This is a genomic window from Nostoc sp. DSM 114161 (genome assembly GCF_052692665.1).
In genome coordinates this window covers 3,915,701-3,934,986 of sequence record NZ_CP195141.1, presented here as the reverse complement: position 1 = coordinate 3,934,986, position 19,286 = coordinate 3,915,701, and the positions used below count along the sequence as shown (strand labels likewise).

At 41.4% G+C, this 19,286-nt stretch carries 19 protein-coding genes; 6 read left to right on the top strand and 13 right to left on the bottom strand.

Going from position 1 to position 19,286, the window contains the following annotated elements:
- Positions 1-12: 12 nt before the first annotated feature.
- From NSTC745_RS17080 to NSTC745_RS17065, 4 genes are all read right to left on the bottom strand, one after another.
- Positions 13-183 (bottom strand): hypothetical protein, encoded by a 171-nt coding sequence (locus tag NSTC745_RS17080; RefSeq protein ID WP_445638630.1) that lies wholly within the window; start codon positions 181-183, stop codon positions 13-15.
- A 72-nt stretch (positions 184-255) separates the two neighbouring features.
- Positions 256-2,562 (bottom strand): CHAT domain-containing protein, encoded by a 2,307-nt coding sequence (locus NSTC745_RS17075; RefSeq protein WP_445638629.1) that lies wholly within the window; start codon positions 2,560-2,562, stop codon positions 256-258.
- A 354-nt stretch (positions 2,563-2,916) separates the two neighbouring features.
- A complete protein-coding gene (locus NSTC745_RS17070; protein WP_445638196.1) occupies positions 2,917-3,612 on the bottom strand; it encodes a hypothetical protein in 696 nt (231 codons plus the stop codon).
- A gap of 100 nt (positions 3,613-3,712) precedes the next feature.
- Positions 3,713-3,943: a hypothetical protein gene (locus NSTC745_RS17065; RefSeq protein WP_445638195.1), complete on the bottom strand. Its 231-nt coding sequence runs from the start codon at positions 3,941-3,943 to the stop codon at positions 3,713-3,715.
- 378 nt (positions 3,944-4,321) lie between these two features.
- Between NSTC745_RS17065 and NSTC745_RS17060 the strand changes: the two genes are divergently transcribed.
- On the top strand, positions 4,322-5,203 hold the full coding sequence (locus tag NSTC745_RS17060; protein WP_445638194.1) for a hypothetical protein: 882 nt from the start codon (positions 4,322-4,324) through the stop codon (positions 5,201-5,203).
- Between the two features lie 313 nt (positions 5,204-5,516).
- Here the strand turns inward: NSTC745_RS17060 and NSTC745_RS17055 are convergent, their stop codons facing one another.
- Positions 5,517-6,161: a response regulator gene (locus tag NSTC745_RS17055; protein ID WP_445638193.1), complete on the bottom strand. Its 645-nt coding sequence runs from the start codon at positions 6,159-6,161 to the stop codon at positions 5,517-5,519.
- 163 nt (positions 6,162-6,324) lie between these two features.
- Positions 6,325-7,509, bottom strand: a complete 1,185-nt coding sequence (locus NSTC745_RS17050; protein ID WP_445638192.1) for a sensor histidine kinase — start codon at positions 7,507-7,509, stop codon at positions 6,325-6,327.
- 281 nt (positions 7,510-7,790) lie between these two features.
- On the opposite strand from NSTC745_RS17050, the gene NSTC745_RS17045 reads away from it, so the two are divergent.
- A complete protein-coding gene (locus NSTC745_RS17045; protein WP_445638191.1) occupies positions 7,791-8,504 on the top strand; it encodes a calcium-binding protein in 714 nt (237 codons plus the stop codon).
- Between the two features lie 172 nt (positions 8,505-8,676).
- Here NSTC745_RS17045 and NSTC745_RS17040 read toward each other — a convergent pair whose 3' ends face one another.
- Entirely contained in the window at positions 8,677-10,257 is a 1,581-nt protein-coding gene (locus tag NSTC745_RS17040) for an alkaline phosphatase D family protein (RefSeq protein WP_445638190.1), read from the bottom strand.
- 412 nt (positions 10,258-10,669) lie between these two features.
- Here NSTC745_RS17040 and NSTC745_RS17035 point away from each other — a divergent pair, with 412 nt between their 5' ends.
- Positions 10,670-12,106 (top strand): ATP-binding protein, encoded by a 1,437-nt coding sequence (locus NSTC745_RS17035; protein ID WP_445638628.1) that lies wholly within the window; start codon positions 10,670-10,672, stop codon positions 12,104-12,106.
- A gap of 179 nt (positions 12,107-12,285) precedes the next feature.
- Here NSTC745_RS17035 and NSTC745_RS17030 read toward each other — a convergent pair whose 3' ends face one another.
- From NSTC745_RS17030 to NSTC745_RS17015, 4 genes are all read right to left on the bottom strand, one after another.
- A complete protein-coding gene (locus NSTC745_RS17030; RefSeq protein WP_445638189.1) occupies positions 12,286-13,395 on the bottom strand; it encodes an AI-2E family transporter in 1,110 nt (369 codons plus the stop codon).
- A 212-nt stretch (positions 13,396-13,607) separates the two neighbouring features.
- Positions 13,608-14,039, bottom strand: coding sequence for an NUDIX hydrolase (locus NSTC745_RS17025; RefSeq protein ID WP_445638188.1), 432 nt, complete (start codon positions 14,037-14,039; stop codon positions 13,608-13,610).
- A 29-nt stretch (positions 14,040-14,068) separates the two neighbouring features.
- Positions 14,069-14,557 (bottom strand): hypothetical protein, encoded by a 489-nt coding sequence (locus NSTC745_RS17020; protein WP_445638187.1) that lies wholly within the window; start codon positions 14,555-14,557, stop codon positions 14,069-14,071.
- 131 nt (positions 14,558-14,688) lie between these two features.
- Positions 14,689-14,991 (bottom strand): hypothetical protein, encoded by a 303-nt coding sequence (locus tag NSTC745_RS17015; RefSeq protein WP_445638186.1) that lies wholly within the window; start codon positions 14,989-14,991, stop codon positions 14,689-14,691.
- 144 nt (positions 14,992-15,135) lie between these two features.
- Here NSTC745_RS17015 and folD point away from each other — a divergent pair, with 144 nt between their 5' ends.
- From folD to NSTC745_RS17000, 3 genes are all read left to right on the top strand, one after another.
- Positions 15,136-16,014, top strand: coding sequence for a bifunctional methylenetetrahydrofolate dehydrogenase/methenyltetrahydrofolate cyclohydrolase FolD (folD, locus tag NSTC745_RS17010; protein WP_445638185.1), 879 nt, complete (start codon positions 15,136-15,138; stop codon positions 16,012-16,014).
- A gap of 178 nt (positions 16,015-16,192) precedes the next feature.
- Positions 16,193-17,125, top strand: a complete 933-nt coding sequence (crtE, locus tag NSTC745_RS17005; protein WP_445638184.1) for a geranylgeranyl diphosphate synthase CrtE — start codon at positions 16,193-16,195, stop codon at positions 17,123-17,125.
- A gap of 157 nt (positions 17,126-17,282) precedes the next feature.
- On the top strand, positions 17,283-17,738 hold the full coding sequence (locus tag NSTC745_RS17000) for a divergent PAP2 family protein (protein WP_096538633.1): 456 nt from the start codon (positions 17,283-17,285) through the stop codon (positions 17,736-17,738).
- A gap of 223 nt (positions 17,739-17,961) precedes the next feature.
- On the opposite strand, the gene NSTC745_RS16995 is transcribed toward NSTC745_RS17000, so the two are convergent.
- Together NSTC745_RS16995 and NSTC745_RS16990 are read right to left on the bottom strand one after the other, a co-directional pair.
- Positions 17,962-18,585, bottom strand: a complete 624-nt coding sequence (locus NSTC745_RS16995) for a hypothetical protein (RefSeq protein WP_445638183.1) — start codon at positions 18,583-18,585, stop codon at positions 17,962-17,964.
- A 326-nt stretch (positions 18,586-18,911) separates the two neighbouring features.
- On the bottom strand, positions 18,912-19,241 hold the full coding sequence (locus NSTC745_RS16990; RefSeq protein ID WP_445638182.1) for an MgPME-cyclase complex family protein: 330 nt from the start codon (positions 19,239-19,241) through the stop codon (positions 18,912-18,914).
- Between the last annotated feature and the right edge of the window lie 45 nt (positions 19,242-19,286).

Sequence of the window (19,286 nt, the reverse complement as noted above, 5' to 3'; positions counted from 1 at the left end):
ATCGAGGTTTTTTTACTCTTGGCTGGGGTCGTTGGTTGATATACCCATTTTTGCAGTTAGTGTGGTAGAGAGGCGATCGCAATATGGCGAAGCTTGACATACTCTGTCCGCGTCTAGCAATTCTAAAAGCTTGGAGGCGTGTTTGATTTTGTGGTACTCACCCTTTTTAGTGGCACGAGCCAGTAGGGTCTGTTATGCCGTAGGCTAACGCACCATCAACAATTTAAGGTGTCACTCGGCGAATTACGAATTACTTTAACGTGCATCACCAATTAAAATAAATGGCGACCAATAAAAAGGATGTCGATGGTCTTTAATTAACTTCAACTTAGCTTCTCTCAAAGCTTCACCTTTAGTCTTACCCTGGTTGAGATTCTGATAAAAATCAACCATCAATTCCTGAGTTGCGGCATCATCAACCGCCCACAAACTTGCCATCACAGCTTTAGCACCAGCACGCTCAAATATATAAGCGATACCTGCAATTCCTTGACCTTTAGCATTAATATCTAAGGCAGTTTGACAGGCACTTAAAGTCAGTAATTGCGTGCCTTGTAATCCTAATAGAGCAGCATCAGCAATTTTAAATTGTGTGTCTGCAAACAGCAATGTGTTATTTTCTAAATTTAATGTTTTACAATCTGTGTCTTGAAAACAGCCATGAGTAGCTAAGTGCAGAAAAGGAAAGCGCAAGGCTTGAGATTTGAAGGTTGCGAGGGTGGCTTTTTCGTGAATATAGGCTTTACTTCCTGGTAGTAATTGCTCAATTCTTTTGACTTCCGTTTCTGCTCCCGGTAACTGTTGCGGTTTGCGGGGTACGGGATTTCCAAATGCTAAAACTACTTTTTTTACTTGGGTGGAAATACCTTGCTTCTCGACAGATTCTAAAGAACGAGTGGAGATGCGGCTGAGATAATTGATGGGGTATTTCTCAATTAAATATTGTTGAGTTTTGCTGTCTTTGAGGGTTTCAAAAGGTAGATGGCGCAGTTTCCCAGTGGCGATAATACTCACTTGTTTATCTGACAAGTTGATGGCATCTTCTACAGGGCGAATCAGGATATCGTAGAGTTTGCCACTAGTTTCAACGTAGTCAGCATCACTGTCATCTTGCACTTGTTGTAGATATTGAGTAAGTAATTTATCAAATTCACTAGGATTAATCGAGGTTTTAATAATATTTAGTTTATCTTTAGTTAAGACAAAAATAGCAAGAAAATCAGGCATATCTATCACATCTGTCAATAAAACAGGTTGAATTACTACCGTACCTGCGGGGATTGAAGATTTAAGTTGATTAATATCTGCGGGTGTAGTTTCAAATAGTTCTGCAACTTCAGGAAAATTGCTTGATATTTCTGCTGCTTGCTGATAAACTTGCGTTTCTAATTGGCGAATTTTTTGGGCTAAAGCTTCCGAATCATCGGTTTGTAGTTGTTGTCTGAGTGATTCCAGTTGTAGATTTTGTTGATTCCACTTATTAATGGCTTGCTGTGCTTCGGAATTTGCAACTTTGGCATTAATTAAACGATTATAGTCAGCTAGCTCAGATGTGGTGAATAAATTAACCCATTCAAAGGCTTGAGCATCTTTTTTTTGTTCAATTAGGACATTAACTAATGCAGTTGCACTCCAATCATTTTGTTGTAAAAACTTTTGGCGATTTTGCAGCTGTAAACCCCGACGCATTTCTAAAGAGATTTGGAGAGATTTTTCTAAATCTGTAATGGCTTCAGTGGGTCGATTTGTATTTTGAAATAATATACCTCTATTAGCCAAAGTGATAGCTTCGCCTGCCTTATCGCCCACTGCACGTCTGAGGGGCAAAGAAGAGTTGTAAAATTCCAGTGCTTTTTGCTTTTGTCCTAAATCGTCGTAGACTGCACCGATGTTATTGAGTGTACGAGCTTCACCAGTGCGATCGCCCACTGCACGTCTGAGGGGCAAAGAAGAGTTGTAAAATTCCAGTGCTTTTTGCTTTTGTCCTAAATCTGAGTAGACTCCACCGATGTTATTGAGTGTAGTCGCTTCACCAGTGCGATCGCCCACTGCACGTCTGAGGGGCAAAGAAGAGTTGTAAAATTCCAGTGCTTTTTGCTTTTGTCCTAAATCGTCGTAGACTGCACCGATGTTATTGAGTGTAGTCGCTTCCCCAGAGCGATCGCCCACTGCACGTCTTAGGGGCAAAGAAGAGTTGTAAAATTCGAGTGCTTTTTGCTTTTGTCCTAAATCTGAGTAGACTAGACCGATGTTATTGAGTGTAGTCGCTTCCCCAGAGCGATCGCCCACTGCACGATATAGGGGCAGAGCTTGGTTGAAGAATGACAGTGCTTGCTGGTTTTCTCCTAATGCATTGTTGCAAAACCCAAGCCATACCAGTACTAGTGCTTCATTTTTTTGGTCTTTAAGTTCTTGTGCCATGACCAAAACTTGCTGGAATATGGGTATTGCTTGTTTATATTCCTGTTGCTGTGCCTTTTGTATTGCCTGTTCTAGCAGTTTTTCGGCTGCTTGCGCTTGCGAGTTTTGAGTTTGTCCCCAAGTGGGTTGAGCAATTAGCATTACTGTTACAGGCGTGAGATAAATACCCACAGCCAAAAGATTGGTCAGAATTTTTTTCATATAGTTAAGACTTACGCACTGACACAAGTGACAAAATATGAATAGGGGCAAAACCACATCTGTCGTAAGAGAATGTTTGAAAAGTGTCGTATAGCACATTAAGTTCTGACATTATCCCCCCAACCCCCCTTGTAAAGCAGGGCTTTAAGAGATTATTCCCCAGATACATTTCCATCAGCATCTACCAAAATTTAAGCCCCTTGTAAAGGAGGGCTTTAAGAGATTATTCCCCCCCTTGGAAAGGGGGGGTTAGGGGGGGTATTAGACATACATCGCCCTACAACTCAATTGCATTCAATAAGGTTTTGCCAGAATTGCGATCGTGCGTTGTTGCTGATTGAACTGGATTTCATCTACCACATATTGCCGGTCTCTAGCCACTGACTGAATACCCTGCAACTTGGCTGTAGAAACTATAGGTGGTTTGAGCTTTACCACCGCTTGACCTTGAGCAGGATTTTTGACAGTAAAAGCATTTAGAGGTATACCACTCCAAGTTACAGCCTTACCTGTGGGACGGTTTCGCTCACCCCGAATAAATTGACTACCATCGCGTCTATAAACCAACGCCCCAGTCTTGAAGATGACTTTTTGAATTTGGCTCAGGGGAATTGTACCAGTTTTACCACTACGCTCAATTGATAATGCTTCTGTGTTGGCATCAATTCCTACTACTCGACCACTGCTGGAGTTACCTCCCTTGAGAACAATCTGTGCTAAATCTGGTAAGGCGACTGGAAGTTCTAATTCATCTGTTTTGATTTGTGTCTGTGCCAACAAGAAGTTTTCAGTTTTGACTTTTGACACTTCGACTTCGCTCAGTGTAAACTTTTGACTTTTGACTTCCCCAAAGGGGCTGACATCCTTGCTAATTCCAGCTTTGATATTTCCTGCTAGTGCTGCTGCCATTACTAAAATTGCCACAAACCATCCCTGAAAAAAAGCTTTCATGGCTTTAACAGATATTTGACTATAATTTAACTTTCTCATTAAACTTCCAAAGCGGATGTATAATTTCCGTAAAATCACAGAAGATTTTGTAGGGTGTGTTATGCGGTAGGCTAACGCACCATCAGAAATTTTCGGTGCGTTACGCTTTTACAGTTCTTGCTGGGGGCTGTTTTTCTAAATTCTCTAATTTAGAGTAAAACGCAACTGTTTCATTGATAAACACAACTGTTTCATTGATAAACACATCTGTTTCATTGACAAACGCAACTGTTTCATTGATAAACACATCTGTTTCATTGACAAACGCAACTGTTTCATTGATAAACACATCTGTTTCATTGACAAACACATCTGTTTCATTGACAAACACATAATTTTTGCGTTAATTACAGATTTTCTTGTTTTATTTCATACAAAATTTTGATAATTTTACTGAACTAAGATGCAGCTCCTCAAATTTCTTTTCGTAGGGTGTGTTGTCGCCAAGCGCTGCACCGTAAATCTTTGGTGGTGCGTTAGAGGATGTTTGAAAAGTCTTTTGTGATGTATCAAAGATTTTTTACCCCACCCTAACCCTCCCCTTTACAAGGGGAGGGAACCGGATTTTTCTTGTTTTCCCCCTTGGAAAGGGGGGATTAAGGGGGGTCTAGTAAAGCACACTTCATAGAGAATTGATATAACGCACCATCCTAAATTTTCGGTGCGTTACGCTTCGCGGTAACACACCCTACTTAATTACAAATTAACCATGACTCAAGCGCCTAACCCGAACCAAGAAACTAATATTCTAGGTAAATTTACAAGTGTACTTGGCTTACTGGGTGCGGCGCTTTTCTTTGCAGGGTGGATTTACCGTTGGTCGTATTTCTACTTTTTTCAGCTAGAAATTAATACCCTTGACTTACCCGCGCAGTCTTTTATCATAGTTCCGTTGCAAATATTTCTGGGAAATGGTTGGGCAATATTTAAAAGTACGATCGCTTTTTTTGTAACTGCGATCGCAATTCAGGTTACATTATGGTTAATAAAAATCGTTACTGATACAGTCGTCTCGGCAAACCAATTATTACTGAATCGCATCATCTGGGCAACCCAACACAAACGCTCGTGGATAGCTCAACAGCTAAAGTCTTTGGCGGAATTTGGTATTGGACAACTGCGATCGGTGGAGTTTTTGCGATCGCTAATCAATGAGATAGTAATAGTATCCTGGGTATTAATTGCGATATTTTGGTTAGCTCGTTGGCAAGGCATAGCAGATGCTAGGCGAGACGCTGGTGAAAACTCGACTTTGCCAGTTATAGCTTTAGTTACACCTGAAGAGAAATTTGCCGTCGGGCGCAAACTAGATAATATATTTGCTGACCCTGACTTGAAAGGATACCGCATAATTGGCGACAGAGGTCTATTCGAGGACTTGCGAGGCAGAGAAGATAATGATATTAGCAATCCCAAGCAGCCGAGAGTCTGGCGTTTACTCTTAGAACGTGGGGGCTGGATTTATTTGTTTCAAGCATTGCCTCCAAATGCCAAACCTAACGAGATACCATCGATATTAGCTATTCAAGAAAGTGATAAAGGACATATTATAATTCGCAGCCCAGAAGTTTCTAAAACTAGTTCTCCTTAATTTGTAATAATAGTGTCAAGTCATAGAAACAAAGTGGTATTAGCTCTTATGAGTGGCGATCGCTCAATATTTACCTTTTGTACGATGCCTGCGGTGGGCTTTACCTACGCCACTAATAAAACGTGAGTTCGATGAACCTCTCCCCAACCCCTCTCCGAGGCGGAGAGGGGCAGAAATATTCTTAGTTGACAACGAAAAAATTAGGCTTTAAAAGCCTCTCTCCCTGCGGGGGAGAGGTTTGGAGAGGGGTTTTTAGAGCCGTCGAACTCACGTTAATAAAAGCTTTTAATTATCAATAAATTATCCAAAAAATTTAAGATGTACAAATAGAGTTAGCATAAATCGCCATCTGCGATCTATTACGTAAATTGAGGCGGCTTAAGAGATGAGTAACATGAGTTTTCACCGTTCCTTCGGCAATGTAAAGTTCTTGAGCAATTTCACGATTAGTCAAGCCTTGGCCAATCAAGCGCAACACATCTCGTTCGCGGGGGGTTAACTCAGTTAATTCTTTCTTTTCTGGCTTGGATTTAACAGGCTCTGGTGGAACATTAGCCATCAGCTTTTCCATTAGCCCTGGCCCTAGTTGAGTATATCCCGAATGCACAAACCGAATCGCCTGCGCTAACTCTTGGGAAGGCATATCTTTGAGCAAATACCCCCTTGCTCCCGCACGAATAGACTGAGCTACATACCTATCATCATCAAATGTACTCAAGACTAAGATTTTGGTCTGTGGATACTGCTGACAGATAATCCGTGTGGCTTCTCTACCATCCATCACAGGCATCCGTACATCCATCAAAACTACATCTGGTTGTAAAGCAGCTACCTGCTCAATGGCTGTTTCACCGTTATCAGCAGTTCCTACCACTTGCAAATCTGGTTCCAGCGTTAGCATGGCTTTCAGACCTTGGCAGATTAAACTTTGATCGTCCACCAGTAACAAGCGAATCATGTGAAGTGCGACTTTACTTAGGTAAACATTATTTAATCTACCAATGCGACGAGTAGAATTTCGGATTATTTTTAGATATAGCAGGGAATAGGCAATAGGCAATGGGCAAAAGGCAAAGAAAGTCTATTTTAGTTGGGGTTTGACGATGGTTTTGTGTCCTAAACTATTGCAATGGCAATTCAACTGTTATTCTACAACCACAACCAGGCTGGGTTTCCAGGTGGAAGTAACCTTCTAAAGCCGCCACTCGTTCTCGCATTCCCTGGATGCCAAATCCAGTAATTTTATCGTTGAGATCGAATCCCTTCCCGTTATCCTCAATTCGCAGATTTATCGTGTCGTTGCTACTAACAATCTCAATTTTGACTTCTGTGGCTTGTGCATATTTGCAAATATTAGTCAAGGCTTCCTGAACAATTCGATATACGGTTCTGACCACAGGCAATGGTACAATTACTCCCAGATTGATTTTAGTACTGGGAGACAAACCAGTGCCTTGACGAAAATCTTCCACCAAAGATGCGATCGCATCTTCTAAAGGTCGGTCTGGTAAATCTTCGCGCAACGCCCTCACAGACTGGCGTACCTCCTTCATGGCCATTTCTCCTAGTCGTTGAGCTTGGGTCAAAAATGACTCGGCTGAGACAGGATTAACAGACCAAAGTCTAATTGCCGTTTGGATTTGCACGTTGAGAGCTGTCAGCGCATGACCTAAGGAATCGTGAATTTCGCGGGCGATGCGGTTACGTTCCTGCACCGCTGCGAGGTCTTCTATTTGCAAAGCATACTGTTGCAGTTGCTCGTGGGCAACAGTGAGTTGTTTTCGCGTCTTTTGCTCGACCAACAATATATTTACCAATTGCAAAACCAAGAATAATCCCAATGCAAACATCAGCATCTCAGCTAATTGATGCATCCAAAATCGCTGTTGTTGTCCCATCGGTACCACCTGAACAACGGTTTGAAGATATTGTGCTTGATGCACCAAAAAAAGAATAAAGCACAAACCTGCCACAATTAAGCGCCCACGCGCTCCAAATAAAAAGCAGCTGCGAATCAGCACAATTAAATACAAGGTGGGCAAGATATGAAGATATCCCAATACTGTGCCACTAAAAATCAAAATAATGGCGATCGCAGTATACACCACTTTCAGCCATAAATGACCGCTTGGTAATCTCAAACCCATCAAACCAAGCAAAACCAAAATCAGCACATGTTGAACTGGGATACTTCGATTTTCTACACCTTCAATGACAGCGAGCGAACCGCAACACGTGAGCATTACCCATTCAGTGTAAAGCAGAAAGCGAAAAGGATTAGGACGGATGGGAAGTAACAGACTCATAGAACTAGCTGGATGCAAAGCTTTCTTTCATTAATACTCTTAACTGTATCTTTAACACCACAGCAATTCAGATGTTTATAACTTTCGTTGTAGCAGATGCTTTTGAACCACGACGAAAGATATAGAGAGATTTACTTAGCGAGAAACCAAAGTCAAAAATAATTTATCTAATTAGTTGTGCTGCGATTAGAGACGTTTTTCAGATGTTTATCCTTTGTGAAATTTCTACGATAAATGCAGTTCGCACAACATGAATTTACATTTTTCAAGGATAACTAATTATGGCAAATATAATTGGAAATGACGGCAACAATATCGTGTTTGGTACAGCCAAAAATGACTTGATTGATGGCAAGGGAGGAAATGATTTTCTCTATGGATTTGGAGGAAATGATACTCTTCAAGGCAATCTGGGAAACGATAACCTTTATGGTAGTAGCGGCAATGATGTTTTAAAAGGCAGTTGGGGCAGCGATTTCTTAGATGGTGGTACAGGTGTTGATGTACTCACTGGTGGTTCTGGTAGAGATACTTTTGGCTACTACGATCCCCTGTTTGCTAACGGTTACCCAGTGCAAAGTCCCAACGGGATTAGAGTGTTGAATCAGCCAGATAAAATTACTGACTACCAAATCGGTTTTGATAATTTCGTCTTTGAAACTGGACAGTTGGGGCTTGATTTTGGCGCTAAGGTTAAATATCAAGAAGGTGTTAGCTCTAAACTATCGGGTAATGCGAATGTATTAGTATTGCTCGATGCATTTCCAAATGCTGCTGCTGCTGCTAAAGCAATTGCTAATAACAATAAGATTACATCTGATGAAGGATTATTTGTTTATTACAACTCTACACTTGGCATTTCAAGAGTAGTCTATTCTACTGACTTAGACGACGGCGGAGCAATCAGCGTTGTGGCTAATCTGACTAATCTTACAAGCTTGTCTAACCAAGCTAAGTTTTCCAGTGCTGATTTCTCTTTTATCACCCTTACTTAATATTAATGAATGTTGACGGTTGGTCGTTGAGTGTATCTAAGATTGCACTTCCTGATTTAGGACTGATTTATAGTATTAGTTAATCATTTGTAAAAAGTCAGATCCCCGACTTCTTTAATAAGTCGGGGATCTAAACATCACAACCGAATTTATTATTCTGATTGCTGAATATTTATTTTTCCGGTGGCAAATCTACTTTGTAAACAGTTTCTCCTGTTAAGTTACGCAATGAAACTGTCATCACTTTTGTATTTGCATTAATTTTAACTCCTCCAAAAAATTGCAAGCCTTCACTTGGCGGACGATTTGCTTTTGTACCTGGAGGAATGCTTTGAAATTTCAATTCTGGGCCAAAAGTATTTTCCAATTCGTTAGGCCCAAATGTACCAGAGTTCAAAGGCCCGGCGACGAATTCCCAAAAAGGCTTAAAGTCAGCGAACTGCGCTTTTGCAGGGTTGTAATAATGGGCTGCTGCATAATGTACATCAGCAGTTAACCAAACAACATTCTGGATATTTTTGTTTTTGATAAATCGTAGTAAATCAGCAAGTTCTAATTCTCTTCCTAAAGCTGGGCCGTTTCCGTTAGCCCAAGCTTCAAAATCTGTGCTACCATCTCTAACTATTAATCCCAGAGGCATATCACTAGCAATTACTTTCCATGTGGCTTTTGATGATAGTAATTTTCTTTTTAAGGACTGTATTTGAGGCCTGCTTAAAAACTGCGTTTCTTTATTTGGTATCGATTGATTATTAGGAGTATTTGGCCCGCGGTAAGTGCGTTCATCGAGCATGAAAATGTCTAATAATGGGCCATACTTAAAGGAGCGATAAATTCTCGCTTTATCTGGATTGTTTGTTTCATACCCAATAGGCATATATTCTAAAAACGCTTGCCTTGCCCTTTGAGCTAGCAAGTTAACATCTTTAACTGTATAGCGATTATCGCTTAAAAGAACTTCGCCAGGATACCAGTTATTTGTGACTTCGTGGTCGTCCCACTGTGCCAAAATGGGAACTTCGGCGTTGAAACGTTTAATATTATTATCAAGCAAATTGTAGATATAATTGCCACGAAATTCTTTTAATGTTTCTGCAACTTTGGATTTTTCTGGTGTAGTAATATTTTTCCAAGTTGTACCGTCGTCTAAGATAACTTCTGCTTGAATTGGCCCATCAGCATAGATATTATCTCCAGAATGGATGAAAAAGTCAGGTTTAAGCTGGCGCATGGTTTCGTAAATTTTCATCCCACCGAAATCAGGATTAATTCCCCATCCTTGACCGGCGGTGTCACCACCCCAAACAAAGAATATATCTCGCCCATATTTGGAGGGAGTTCTGAAACTACCTTTAACAGGTGCGCTATAGGTATTTTTAGAATTTAAATCTTGAAAAGTTACCCGATAAAATATTTGTTGGTCTGGTGGTAAATTCTTCAAAAAAAGTCGTGCTGTAAAGTCACGATCTTTTAAAGCATCCGACCCCACAACTCGCTGTACATTTCTAAAAGATTCGCTGGTAGAATATTCTACGATTATTTTAGCAGGGCGATCGCTCTTACTCCAAATTACAATGCCATCGTTGGATATATCTCCGCTAGCTACACCATAAGGTATATCAGGACGCATTTTGTCAGAGGTAATAATTGCAGGTGCTTGTCCAAAAACTGGGGATTTTGATACAACATTTGTGGCGATAATTCCACCTGCTGTAACAGCCGAATGTAGCAAAAACTGGCGACGGTTTAGCATATTAAATAATATCAAGCCTAAGGAGCATTACACGATAAGTGTTTAACATATCTTTTTAAGACAATCAACTATCAATAGCCGACACGAAACTATCTACTGCGTTAAAAGTACGATACCTTAATGATTTATTAACCTAAAATTAAACAAAAGATAAATGAAGTATGAATGTCTTATACTTCATTTATCTTTTTACTCTTCAGGAACAAAATTTTTAGGCAGCTTGCTTCTCGTTGAAGGCAAGTATTACGTTAGCGAAGCGGGGCGTAGCCCATTACGAATTGGTATAACCTGTGAATTTTAGTTAGCAATTTGGGAAAAATAAATTTGTAACAATTGATGAAGTTAAAAATTAGCGAGATGGTTGTTCAGCATGTTACCAGAAATATTACCTCAACAGTCTAGTATTGAGAGTATGATGGCTACAAGTGGCATGAAAAATGCTAATCAGCCGAACTTGCGATTAGAGTCAACTTTACAAGAATTACCCTTTTGGCAGGTTCAAATCGAAGTAGAGCGTCCAGGCAATGATTTAGTTACGCTTTTTAAGCAAGAGCCTTTACTGCCAGGAATTATTCTTAATAACCATCAACAATATGTGGGGATGATTTCACGGCGAAAATTCTTTGAGCAGATGAGTCATCCCTATAGTTTGTCATTATTTTCTCTTAGACCGATTAGAATTCTCTACAAGTTTTTTCACAGAGAGATATTAATACTTTCTGAGGATATGTCCATTGTCAAAGCCACTGAAGTAACTTTGCAACGACCACATCAAATTACCTATGAGCCAATTTTAGTTAAAAGTGCTTCTGGAAAATATAAATTGGTTGATTTCCATCAATTACTTTTAGCCTACTCTCAAATTCACGTTTTAACACTAGTTCAATTACAGCAGGTAGAAGAACAATCGAGAATTGCTAAAGCAGGCTTTCGCGATTTACAAGAAAATTATACCAGATTAATTCAGAATGAAAAAATGGCTGCCTTGGGACAACTCGTGGCTGGAATTGCCCACGAAATTAACAACCCTGTTAACTTTATTGCTGGTAATCTTGTCCATGCAATTGAGTATAGCCAGGATTTGCTGAGTTTAATTAGATTGTACCAACAATGTTATCCCGAACCAGAAGCAGATATTAAAACTGCGATCGCTCAAATTGAACTTGATTTTTTAACTAGAGATCTCCCTAATCTTCTCAACTCTATGAAGGTGGGTACAAAGCGAATCGAGGAAATTATTCTTTCCTTGCGAAATTTTTCCCGCCTTGATGAATCTGAAAAAAAATTAGTTGACATCCATGAAGGTATTGAAAGTACTTTGTTAATTTTACAAAGTCGTCTTAACAATCATCACATTGGTAAAAACATCAACCTGATTAAAGAATACGCAAATCTTCCCTTAATCGAGTGTTATCCTGGTCTACTCAATCAGGTATTTATGAATATTTTGGCTAATGCTATTGATGCCATAGAAGAGGTAATAGAGAGTGGCGAACGGGGAGAAATAACCAATCCCCAATACTTCTCTACGAGAGGCTGCGCCAACGGCTACGCTCAGTACAAGTGCCCCATACCTGAAATTCGCATTCGTACTGAACTCATTGAAGATAGGGAAGTAATTATTCGCATTGCCGATAATGGTTCTGGAATTCCAGAAAGTTTACAAAAGCGATTGTTTGACCCATTTTTTACTACTAAACCCGTTGGTAAAGGAACTGGATTAGGGTTATCTATTAGCCATCAAATCATTGTAGAAAAACATCGCGGTCAACTACAATGTGTTTCTGCTTCTGGCAAAGGAACTGAGTTTATTATTAAAATTCCAGTTGAACTTAGTTTTTGTATTTAGTTAATATAAGAGTTTATTTTGAATTTAAAAATAAAATGATTTGAGGCTGTGTTAGGCGCATATTTTAATGTAGTTATCTTGCGGTGCGTTACGGCTATAGCCGTAACGCACCCTACTTAATATTTACTATTGCCTATCTCCACAACTAATTTCACGACTCAAATATCATTAATTAAATGCTAACTATAAGTCCCTGCCGTTTCATTTGCGGTTTTTGTAGGCTTTAAATCAATATCATCATCATCTATTTTATTAAACTCGCCAGCACGCCAACTATCTGCAACATCTTTGATGAAACTGGCAACCGGAATTGCAATTAACAAACCCAGCACGCCTCCTAATTTAGCTCCCAATAGTAAAGAAATTACTACCCAGACAGGATTTAAGCCAGTTAAATTGCCGAGAATTCGGGGTGCAATAAAATTAGAATTAACTTGATCGATCGCAACAGCTACACCTAAAACTTCCACTCCTAACCAAAAGTTTTGCAAGGCTACCAAAAGGCTGACTATAGCGATACCTATTCCTGTACCAAAAGGGAACAAAGAAAACAAGCCAATACCAATACCAAAAAGTAGCGCCAAGGGAACCTGCAAAATCCAAAATGCCAGTGTAACTGTCGCTCCCAGCACAGCACCCAATGTAGCCTGACCGATAAAGTAATTGTGAAAATCTTCTCGCAGTAACTGTCGAACTTTTGAGCCAATATTAGGAGGGAACCATTGATAAATTCCATCCCAAAGACGTTGCCCGTTCAATATCAGGTAGATAGTCAGCACCACCGCTAGCAGTACGTTGACCACAGTACCAATAGTATCAACAGCAAAACCGAGAATTCTTCCCGTGAAAGACTGGAGTTGATTAGATAATCTTTCTAAAATTTCGCTAACTAAAGCACTTAAATTAATAGGTAGGTGCTGTTGACTTAATGCCCAATCTTGGAAAGCTTGTAACTGCTCAGTACCAGAATCAATCCAACTCGGCAAAATATTAGCTAATTCATTGAGTTGTTGTATTATTAACGGCACCAAAGTGATGCCTAAACCCACTATAATCACCACAGTCAAAAGTAACACTCCCACGATCGCCAAGTTCCGTTTCACCCCTTGCTGCTGAAGAAACTGAATTGGATAGTCCAAAACGAAAGCTAGTAGCATGGCTGCGGCAATAACGCTTACCAGAGGTTGAAAATACTGCACAACCTGGAGCAACAGCCAGCCGTTGAGAATAATAATAGGGAATGCCAATCCTATACTTAACCATCGTGGCAGTTTGTTTGCTGATTGCATTAGTGATGATTACTCCACAAGAGTTTTAACTTTATTTTGGCTGCTGTTGACTGTTGACTGGGGGAGGTGGGGAGATGGGGAGATGGGGAGGTGGGGAGGTGGGGAGGTGGGGAGATGAGGGAGAAAGTAATTCTTGTTTCACCCCATCTCCCCATCCCCTTATCCCCCCATCCTCTGCCCCATGCCCTATGCCCCATGCCCTATGCCCCAATTTATCGATTCTTCTCGATAAAATCCAACATAATTCGCTGATGCATTTCCCCTAATGGTCGCACTTCGTTGGCATTTTTTGAATAACACTTACCTTGGCGAATATCTTCTGGAGTCAATAATCCCATATCCCAGCCTTCATTCAAAACCAATTCATTCATCTCCACTAAGAGTGGTGCATGGAAAACATGACGGACAACTGTTTCATCGAGATAACAGCCAAATTCAACAAAAGGCGGCAGAGTATAACCGATTTCTTCTAAAATTTCTCGTTTGACTGCCACATCCGGCGTTTCACCAGGTTCGATATGACCGCCGAATAGCGCCCAGTAGCCAGGATAACGAATACTGGGGATGTTATCCCTTAGTTGCATGAGAAATTTGTTGTTTTGGTAGAGAATAGCGATCGCTACATGTACTATTTCATTGCTCATATGTTCATTTTTAATTTTTAATTGCTCGATTACTCTTCTTCTAAATAAATTTCTCCCACTTCTTTACCAGCTAAAGGAATGCTTCGGTAGCGAACTTTACCCTTAAACACTACTTCCGAACCCTCTGGCAAACTTTTTTGGTTAGTGACAACCCAAATTTTGCCGGTTGTATCATCTATTTGATAAGCCCACTGCTTCATCAGCGGAGCTTGCTTTTCTACCTTACCTTGGATGTAAACTGTAGCCTGATTCTTTTGTTCTGCTTTAATTTCTCGAATTGGAGTAACATTAGCGCCAAATTTTAACCCAGCCCCATTCAAGCCAGAGGAAGCTAAATTACCACAACTAGAAAGTCCTGCTACCAGGAAAAAAGCTAACCCTACACGGTAGAGAACAATACTGTGTCCATACAAAAAGGCAAGGGACAAATTTCTCGTTTGTTGCATGAAAGCCACCGATTGAGCCAATTTTTGCTTCACTGCTTGTTTTGTCGCCACTTCCATCGGGTCAGTTCCCATCTATGGTACTTTGTTCTGAATTGGGTATGGGGCACTTGTACTGAGCGTAGCCGTTGGCGCAGCCTCTCGTAGAGAAGTATTGGGCATGGGGCATCGGGCATGGGGGCAAAGGAGTGGAGTTCAAAAACTCGTTAACGAGTATTAAACACTCGCCCACGAGTATCAAAGACTCGCCCACGAGTATCAAAGACTCGCCCACGAGTATCAAAGACTCGCCCACGAGTATCAAAGACTCGCCCACGAGTATCAAAGACTCGTTCACGAGTATTAAACACTCGCTCACGAGTATTAAACACTCGCTCACGAGTATCAAACACTCGCCCACGAGTATCAAAGACTCGTTCACGAGTATCAAAGACTCGTTCACGAGTATCAAAGACTCGCCCACGAATATCAAAGACTCGTTCACAAATCTTAGATTTATAGGAAATCATAGTTATAAATCATTCCCCATGCCCCATGCCCAATACTTCTCTACGAGAGGCTGCGCCAACGGCTACGCTCAGTACAAGTGCCCCATGCCCAATGCCCTTTTCAATCAAACTTGCGACAAAAGACGAACATAGCCAGAAATTCTTATGAAAACACAAACTGCCAAACTCCTTGACGGTAAAGCTTTAGCTGCAAAAATTCAGCAAGAACTTTCTGTTGCCATTACCGAATTACAGCCAGAAGTTGGAAGGCCTCCTGGCTTAGCAGTGCTGATGGTTGGCGATAACCCAGCTTCAGCTGCCTATGTACGCAATAAGGAAAAAGCCTGCGCTAAAGTTGGTATAGCCTCTTTTGGCAAGCATTTTCCCGCCCAAACTACCCAAGGGGAATTAGAAGAAGTTATTACTGCACTCAATCACGATGAACGGGTGGATGGCATTCTCGTACAGCTACCCTTACCTAACCATTTGGATGCTGTTAGCTTGTTACATCAAATCGATCCCGATAAAGATGCTGATGGGCTGCACCCAGTTAATTTGGGGCGACTAGTACGGGGAGAAACAGGTTTACGTAGCTGTACCCCTGCTGGCGTGATGCGGCTTTTAGAAGAATATGAAATTCCTTTGCAAGGAAAGCAGGCGGTAGTAGTAGGACGTAGTATTTTAGTGGGTAAGCCAATGGCGTTAATGCTGTTAGAAGCTGATGCTACGGTCACCATTGCTCATTCGCGATCGCACGATCTCAAAGCGATCGCTCAAAATGCTGATATTCTGATTGCAGCAGCAGGTCGTCCCGGACTAATCTCTGCTGATATGGTAAAACCGGGCGCTGTTGTGGTAGATGTGGGAATGAATAGGGTCACTGATACCAGTGGCAAAAGTCGTCTAGTTGGCGATGTCGATTTGGAATCAACTGCTGCTGTAGCAGGATTTATCACCCCAGTTCCTGGAGGTGTTGGGCCAATGACCGTCGCCTTGTTGTTGCAAAATACATTTGCTAGCTATTCTAGGGCAGTAAAAAAGTGAGAGTTATGAGTTAAGAGTTATGAGTTAAGAGTGATGAGTTAAAAGTTATGAGTTATATTCTCAACTCCCAACTCCTAATTCTTAACTCTTAACTCCCAACTCCCCATTTTTTGAGTCCCACAGCAACTTAAAATTGTGACGTATAAGACGAAAATCACAAAATGTCAGGAATTGAAGAATGGTAGCAACTGATAAGTTTCAAAAGACACCACCAGAGGAAGCTAACTTTAACCTAGCAGCCTATCTCAAAGAACGTCAAAAGCTTTGTGATACCGCTTTAGATCGGGCTATTCCCGTCGTTTATCCAGAAACAATTTATGAGTCGATGCGCTACTCATTATTAGCTGGAGGTAAGCGTGTACGCCCAGTTCTCTGCCTTGCTAGCTGTGAAATGATGGGTGGCACCATCGAAATGGCTATGCCAACAGCTTGTGCGGTAGAAATGATCCACACAATGTCTTTGATTCATGATGACCTTCCGTCAATGGATAATGACGATTACCGCCGCGGAAAGCTAACGAATCATAAGGTTTATGGCGAAGATGTGGCAATTTTAGCTGGAGATGGTTTGTTGGCTCTGGCTTTTGAATATGTTGCCCTTCATACTCCTGCAAGTGTTCCCAGAGACCGAGTTTTGCAAGTAGTTGTCCGTCTTGGTCGCGCTCTGGGGGCAGCTGGTTTAGTCGGCGGTCAAGTTGTGGATTTAGAATGTGAAGGTAAATCAGATATTTCTCTAGAAACGCTGAATTTCATTCACGAACACAAAACAGCTGCCCTTTTGGAAGCTTGTGTAGTTTGTGGCGGGATCGTAGCCGGGGCCTCATCTGAAGATGTGCAACGACTCAGCCGTTATGCTCAAAATATTGGGCTAGCATTTCAGATCGTAGATGATATTCTGGATATCACTGCTACCCAAGAGCAACTAGGCAAAACAGCCGGCAAAGACGAAAAAGCTAAGAAAGTTACTTATCCCAGCCTTTGGGGAATCGAGCAATCCCGCTCAAAAGCCCAAGAGCTAATTAAAGCAGCTTGCGCGGAATTAGAAACATTTGGGGAAAGAGCCAAGCCACTCCAAGCGATCGCTCATTTTATCATCAGTCGCAATAACTAGTACAAAAAGGCAAAAAGCAAGAGGCAACTTTTTGTCTATTTTTAACCGTCGGGTTATTTCCACCCGATGTACTAGGTTAATTTAAGATTTTGGGTTGAATCTAAATGTTTCCTCAACCAACAACTGCTGCTCTTATCACTAACCTAATCACAATACCATGCAGGATATAGGCAACATTTTAGATAACAGGGTGCTGCTGGTTGCTCTGGTAGCTTGTTTTATCGCTCAAGCATTAAAACTCATAATCGAGATTGTCAAAAATCGCAAGCTGAATGTGCGTGTTTTAGTCACAACCGGAGGTATGCCCAGTGCCCACTCAGCTTTAGTTACGGCTCTAGCTGCTGGTGTAGGGCAAACTCTTGGTTGGGCGTCTCCCGATTTTGCGGTGGCAATGGTTTTTGCCATCATCGTTATGTACGATGCAGCCGGAGTTCGCCAAGCGGCTGGCAAGCAAGCTCGCATTCTCAATCAAATGATTGATGAATTATTTCATGAAAAACCAGACTTTAGCCAAGACCGCCTTAAGGAATTACTTGGACATACACCAGTTCAGGTAATAGCTGGCTCAGCTTTGGGTATAACCGTTTATTGGTTAGCTAGGTCTGCTTATTAAAGAAGAATGCAGTATTGAGAATACAGAATTCAGCAATTTTTTAGTGGGTAATTTAGACCCGCTACTTTATTGTTGCCATTAAATTGTACTTTTAAGTCGAAGCAAGCTAGCAAGAGCATCTGGTAGAGAAGATTTAGTGAGGAGCTTCAACCTGATAACTTCACCGCCACTCGTACAGACTTCAGTACGAATTCACCAATCCTGGCTCCTGAATTCTTTGTTCTTACAATCCCACGGTTGAGCGTAACAAAATCACCTTACGGCTATTTACGATACTGGCAACAAAACCGCGATCGTTTAGCTTTTGTAATGTGTTGTATGCTTCACTTTGGTTAGTAGTATAAACTGCCAGCAAGTATGGGCGTTGCCCATAAGAAGCAAAACCCACGTTACCTCCCACCACTTGCTGTACGCTAGTTGCTATTTCTGGTCGATTGTAATAATCTACCAACACCGCATAACCCTCTCCTAACGCTTGAGGATTATAGGTGACTCTCTGCTGCTGAAGTGGCTGTGCTTGTACAACATCTGGTGCTGTCGGCCGAGTAGTAATGATGGCAGACAAACCAACAATATTACTGACATACCTTGCCCAGCGATTGGCATCATCAATTTGATTAAAGCCCCCGATGCGCGTCACAGTTTCGTTGAGATATTGGCAGGTGATAGTCTTGAGTTCAGGCGGTAGGGCACTACGCAACTGCTTTTGATTTTCTGACGTAGGACTAACTACTAATAAAAGATATTCTCCTGCATTCGGTGGTTGACAATTGGGAATGGCTTGTTGGGCAGAGACAGAACTCATGCCACCAATCAACCCAGCGTAAGCGAAGCTCGTCGTAGACATCGCTAATCCTAAAACACTTGGTATCTGAAATCTCAGCACAAAAGTTATATAGATAAATTATGGTGTCATCAAAGATTTTATAAAGAAAAATGCGAAATGGGCATAGGGTATGGGGCATGGGGCATGGGGAGCAGGGAGCAGGGGGAGCAGAGGGGCAGGGGAGGCAGGGGAGGCAGGGGAGGCAGAGGGGCAGAGGAGAATAATTAAAAATCAATGCCTTTCCCTTTCCCCTTTCCCCTTTTCCCTTTCCCCTTTCCCCTTTCCCCTTTCCCCTTGTCTCCTTGTCCTCTTCCCATGCCTAATGCCCAATGCCCCATACCCAATTCCTAAGACACAGTAGCCAAAGATGCTAGAGCATCAGGTATTTCCTCACAAGGAGCTTGGAATTCTCCTGTGATAACGTACTCTAAACGCAACTTTAACCAAGTAATAAATTGGGGATTAGTGGAAATAATTGCCACTGCTGGCTGGGGACACTTTGCTTTTATTTCTGCAAACTGGGGCGCTTCTAAGAAAGCGGGTTGCTCAATTAGCCAAAAATCAATTTGTTTTTCTTGTTCGTGGTAATGACGGGTACGTTCTTTGAGAACTTCCTCTATCGGTTCTTCTTCGAGGATAAAACGTTGACTGGCCAAAACGTAATGATATGTTTGCATTTTCATCCTTTGCTTGTTATGGAAATAATTTCAGGGCACAGTCCT

What these genes read in the sequence shown, in the direction of transcription:
- NSTC745_RS17075 (WP_445638629.1), bottom strand. Translation starts at nt 2,562, where the DNA reads ATGCTAATTGCTCAACCCACTTGGGGACAAACTCAAAACTCGCAAGCG.
- NSTC745_RS17070 (WP_445638196.1), bottom strand. Translation starts at nt 3,612, where the DNA reads ATGAGAAAGTTAAATTATAGTCAAATATCTGTTAAAGCCATGAAAGCT.
- NSTC745_RS17060 (WP_445638194.1), top strand. Translation starts at nt 4,322, where the DNA reads ATGACTCAAGCGCCTAACCCGAACCAAGAAACTAATATTCTAGGTAAA.
- NSTC745_RS17055 (WP_445638193.1), bottom strand. Translation starts at nt 6,161, where the DNA reads ATGATTCGCTTGTTACTGGTGGACGATCAAAGTTTAATCTGCCAAGGT.
- NSTC745_RS17050 (WP_445638192.1), bottom strand. Translation starts at nt 7,509, where the DNA reads ATGAGTCTGTTACTTCCCATCCGTCCTAATCCTTTTCGCTTTCTGCTT.
- NSTC745_RS17045 (WP_445638191.1), top strand. Translation starts at nt 7,791, where the DNA reads ATGGCAAATATAATTGGAAATGACGGCAACAATATCGTGTTTGGTACA.
- NSTC745_RS17040 (WP_445638190.1), bottom strand. Translation starts at nt 10,257, where the DNA reads ATGCTAAACCGTCGCCAGTTTTTGCTACATTCGGCTGTTACAGCAGGT.
- NSTC745_RS17035 (WP_445638628.1), top strand. Translation starts at nt 10,670, where the DNA reads ATGATGGCTACAAGTGGCATGAAAAATGCTAATCAGCCGAACTTGCGA.
- NSTC745_RS17030 (WP_445638189.1), bottom strand. Translation starts at nt 13,395, where the DNA reads ATGCAATCAGCAAACAAACTGCCACGATGGTTAAGTATAGGATTGGCA.
- NSTC745_RS17025 (WP_445638188.1), bottom strand. Translation starts at nt 14,039, where the DNA reads ATGAGCAATGAAATAGTACATGTAGCGATCGCTATTCTCTACCAAAAC.
- NSTC745_RS17020 (WP_445638187.1), bottom strand. Translation starts at nt 14,557, where the DNA reads ATGGGAACTGACCCGATGGAAGTGGCGACAAAACAAGCAGTGAAGCAA.
- NSTC745_RS17015 (WP_445638186.1), bottom strand. Translation starts at nt 14,991, where the DNA reads ATGATTTCCTATAAATCTAAGATTTGTGAACGAGTCTTTGATATTCGT.
- folD (WP_445638185.1), top strand. Translation starts at nt 15,136, where the DNA reads ATGAAAACACAAACTGCCAAACTCCTTGACGGTAAAGCTTTAGCTGCA.
- crtE (WP_445638184.1), top strand. Translation starts at nt 16,193, where the DNA reads ATGGTAGCAACTGATAAGTTTCAAAAGACACCACCAGAGGAAGCTAAC.
- NSTC745_RS17000 (WP_096538633.1), top strand. Translation starts at nt 17,283, where the DNA reads ATGCAGGATATAGGCAACATTTTAGATAACAGGGTGCTGCTGGTTGCT.
- NSTC745_RS16995 (WP_445638183.1), bottom strand. Translation starts at nt 18,585, where the DNA reads ATGTCTACGACGAGCTTCGCTTACGCTGGGTTGATTGGTGGCATGAGT.
- NSTC745_RS16990 (WP_445638182.1), bottom strand. Translation starts at nt 19,241, where the DNA reads ATGCAAACATATCATTACGTTTTGGCCAGTCAACGTTTTATCCTCGAA.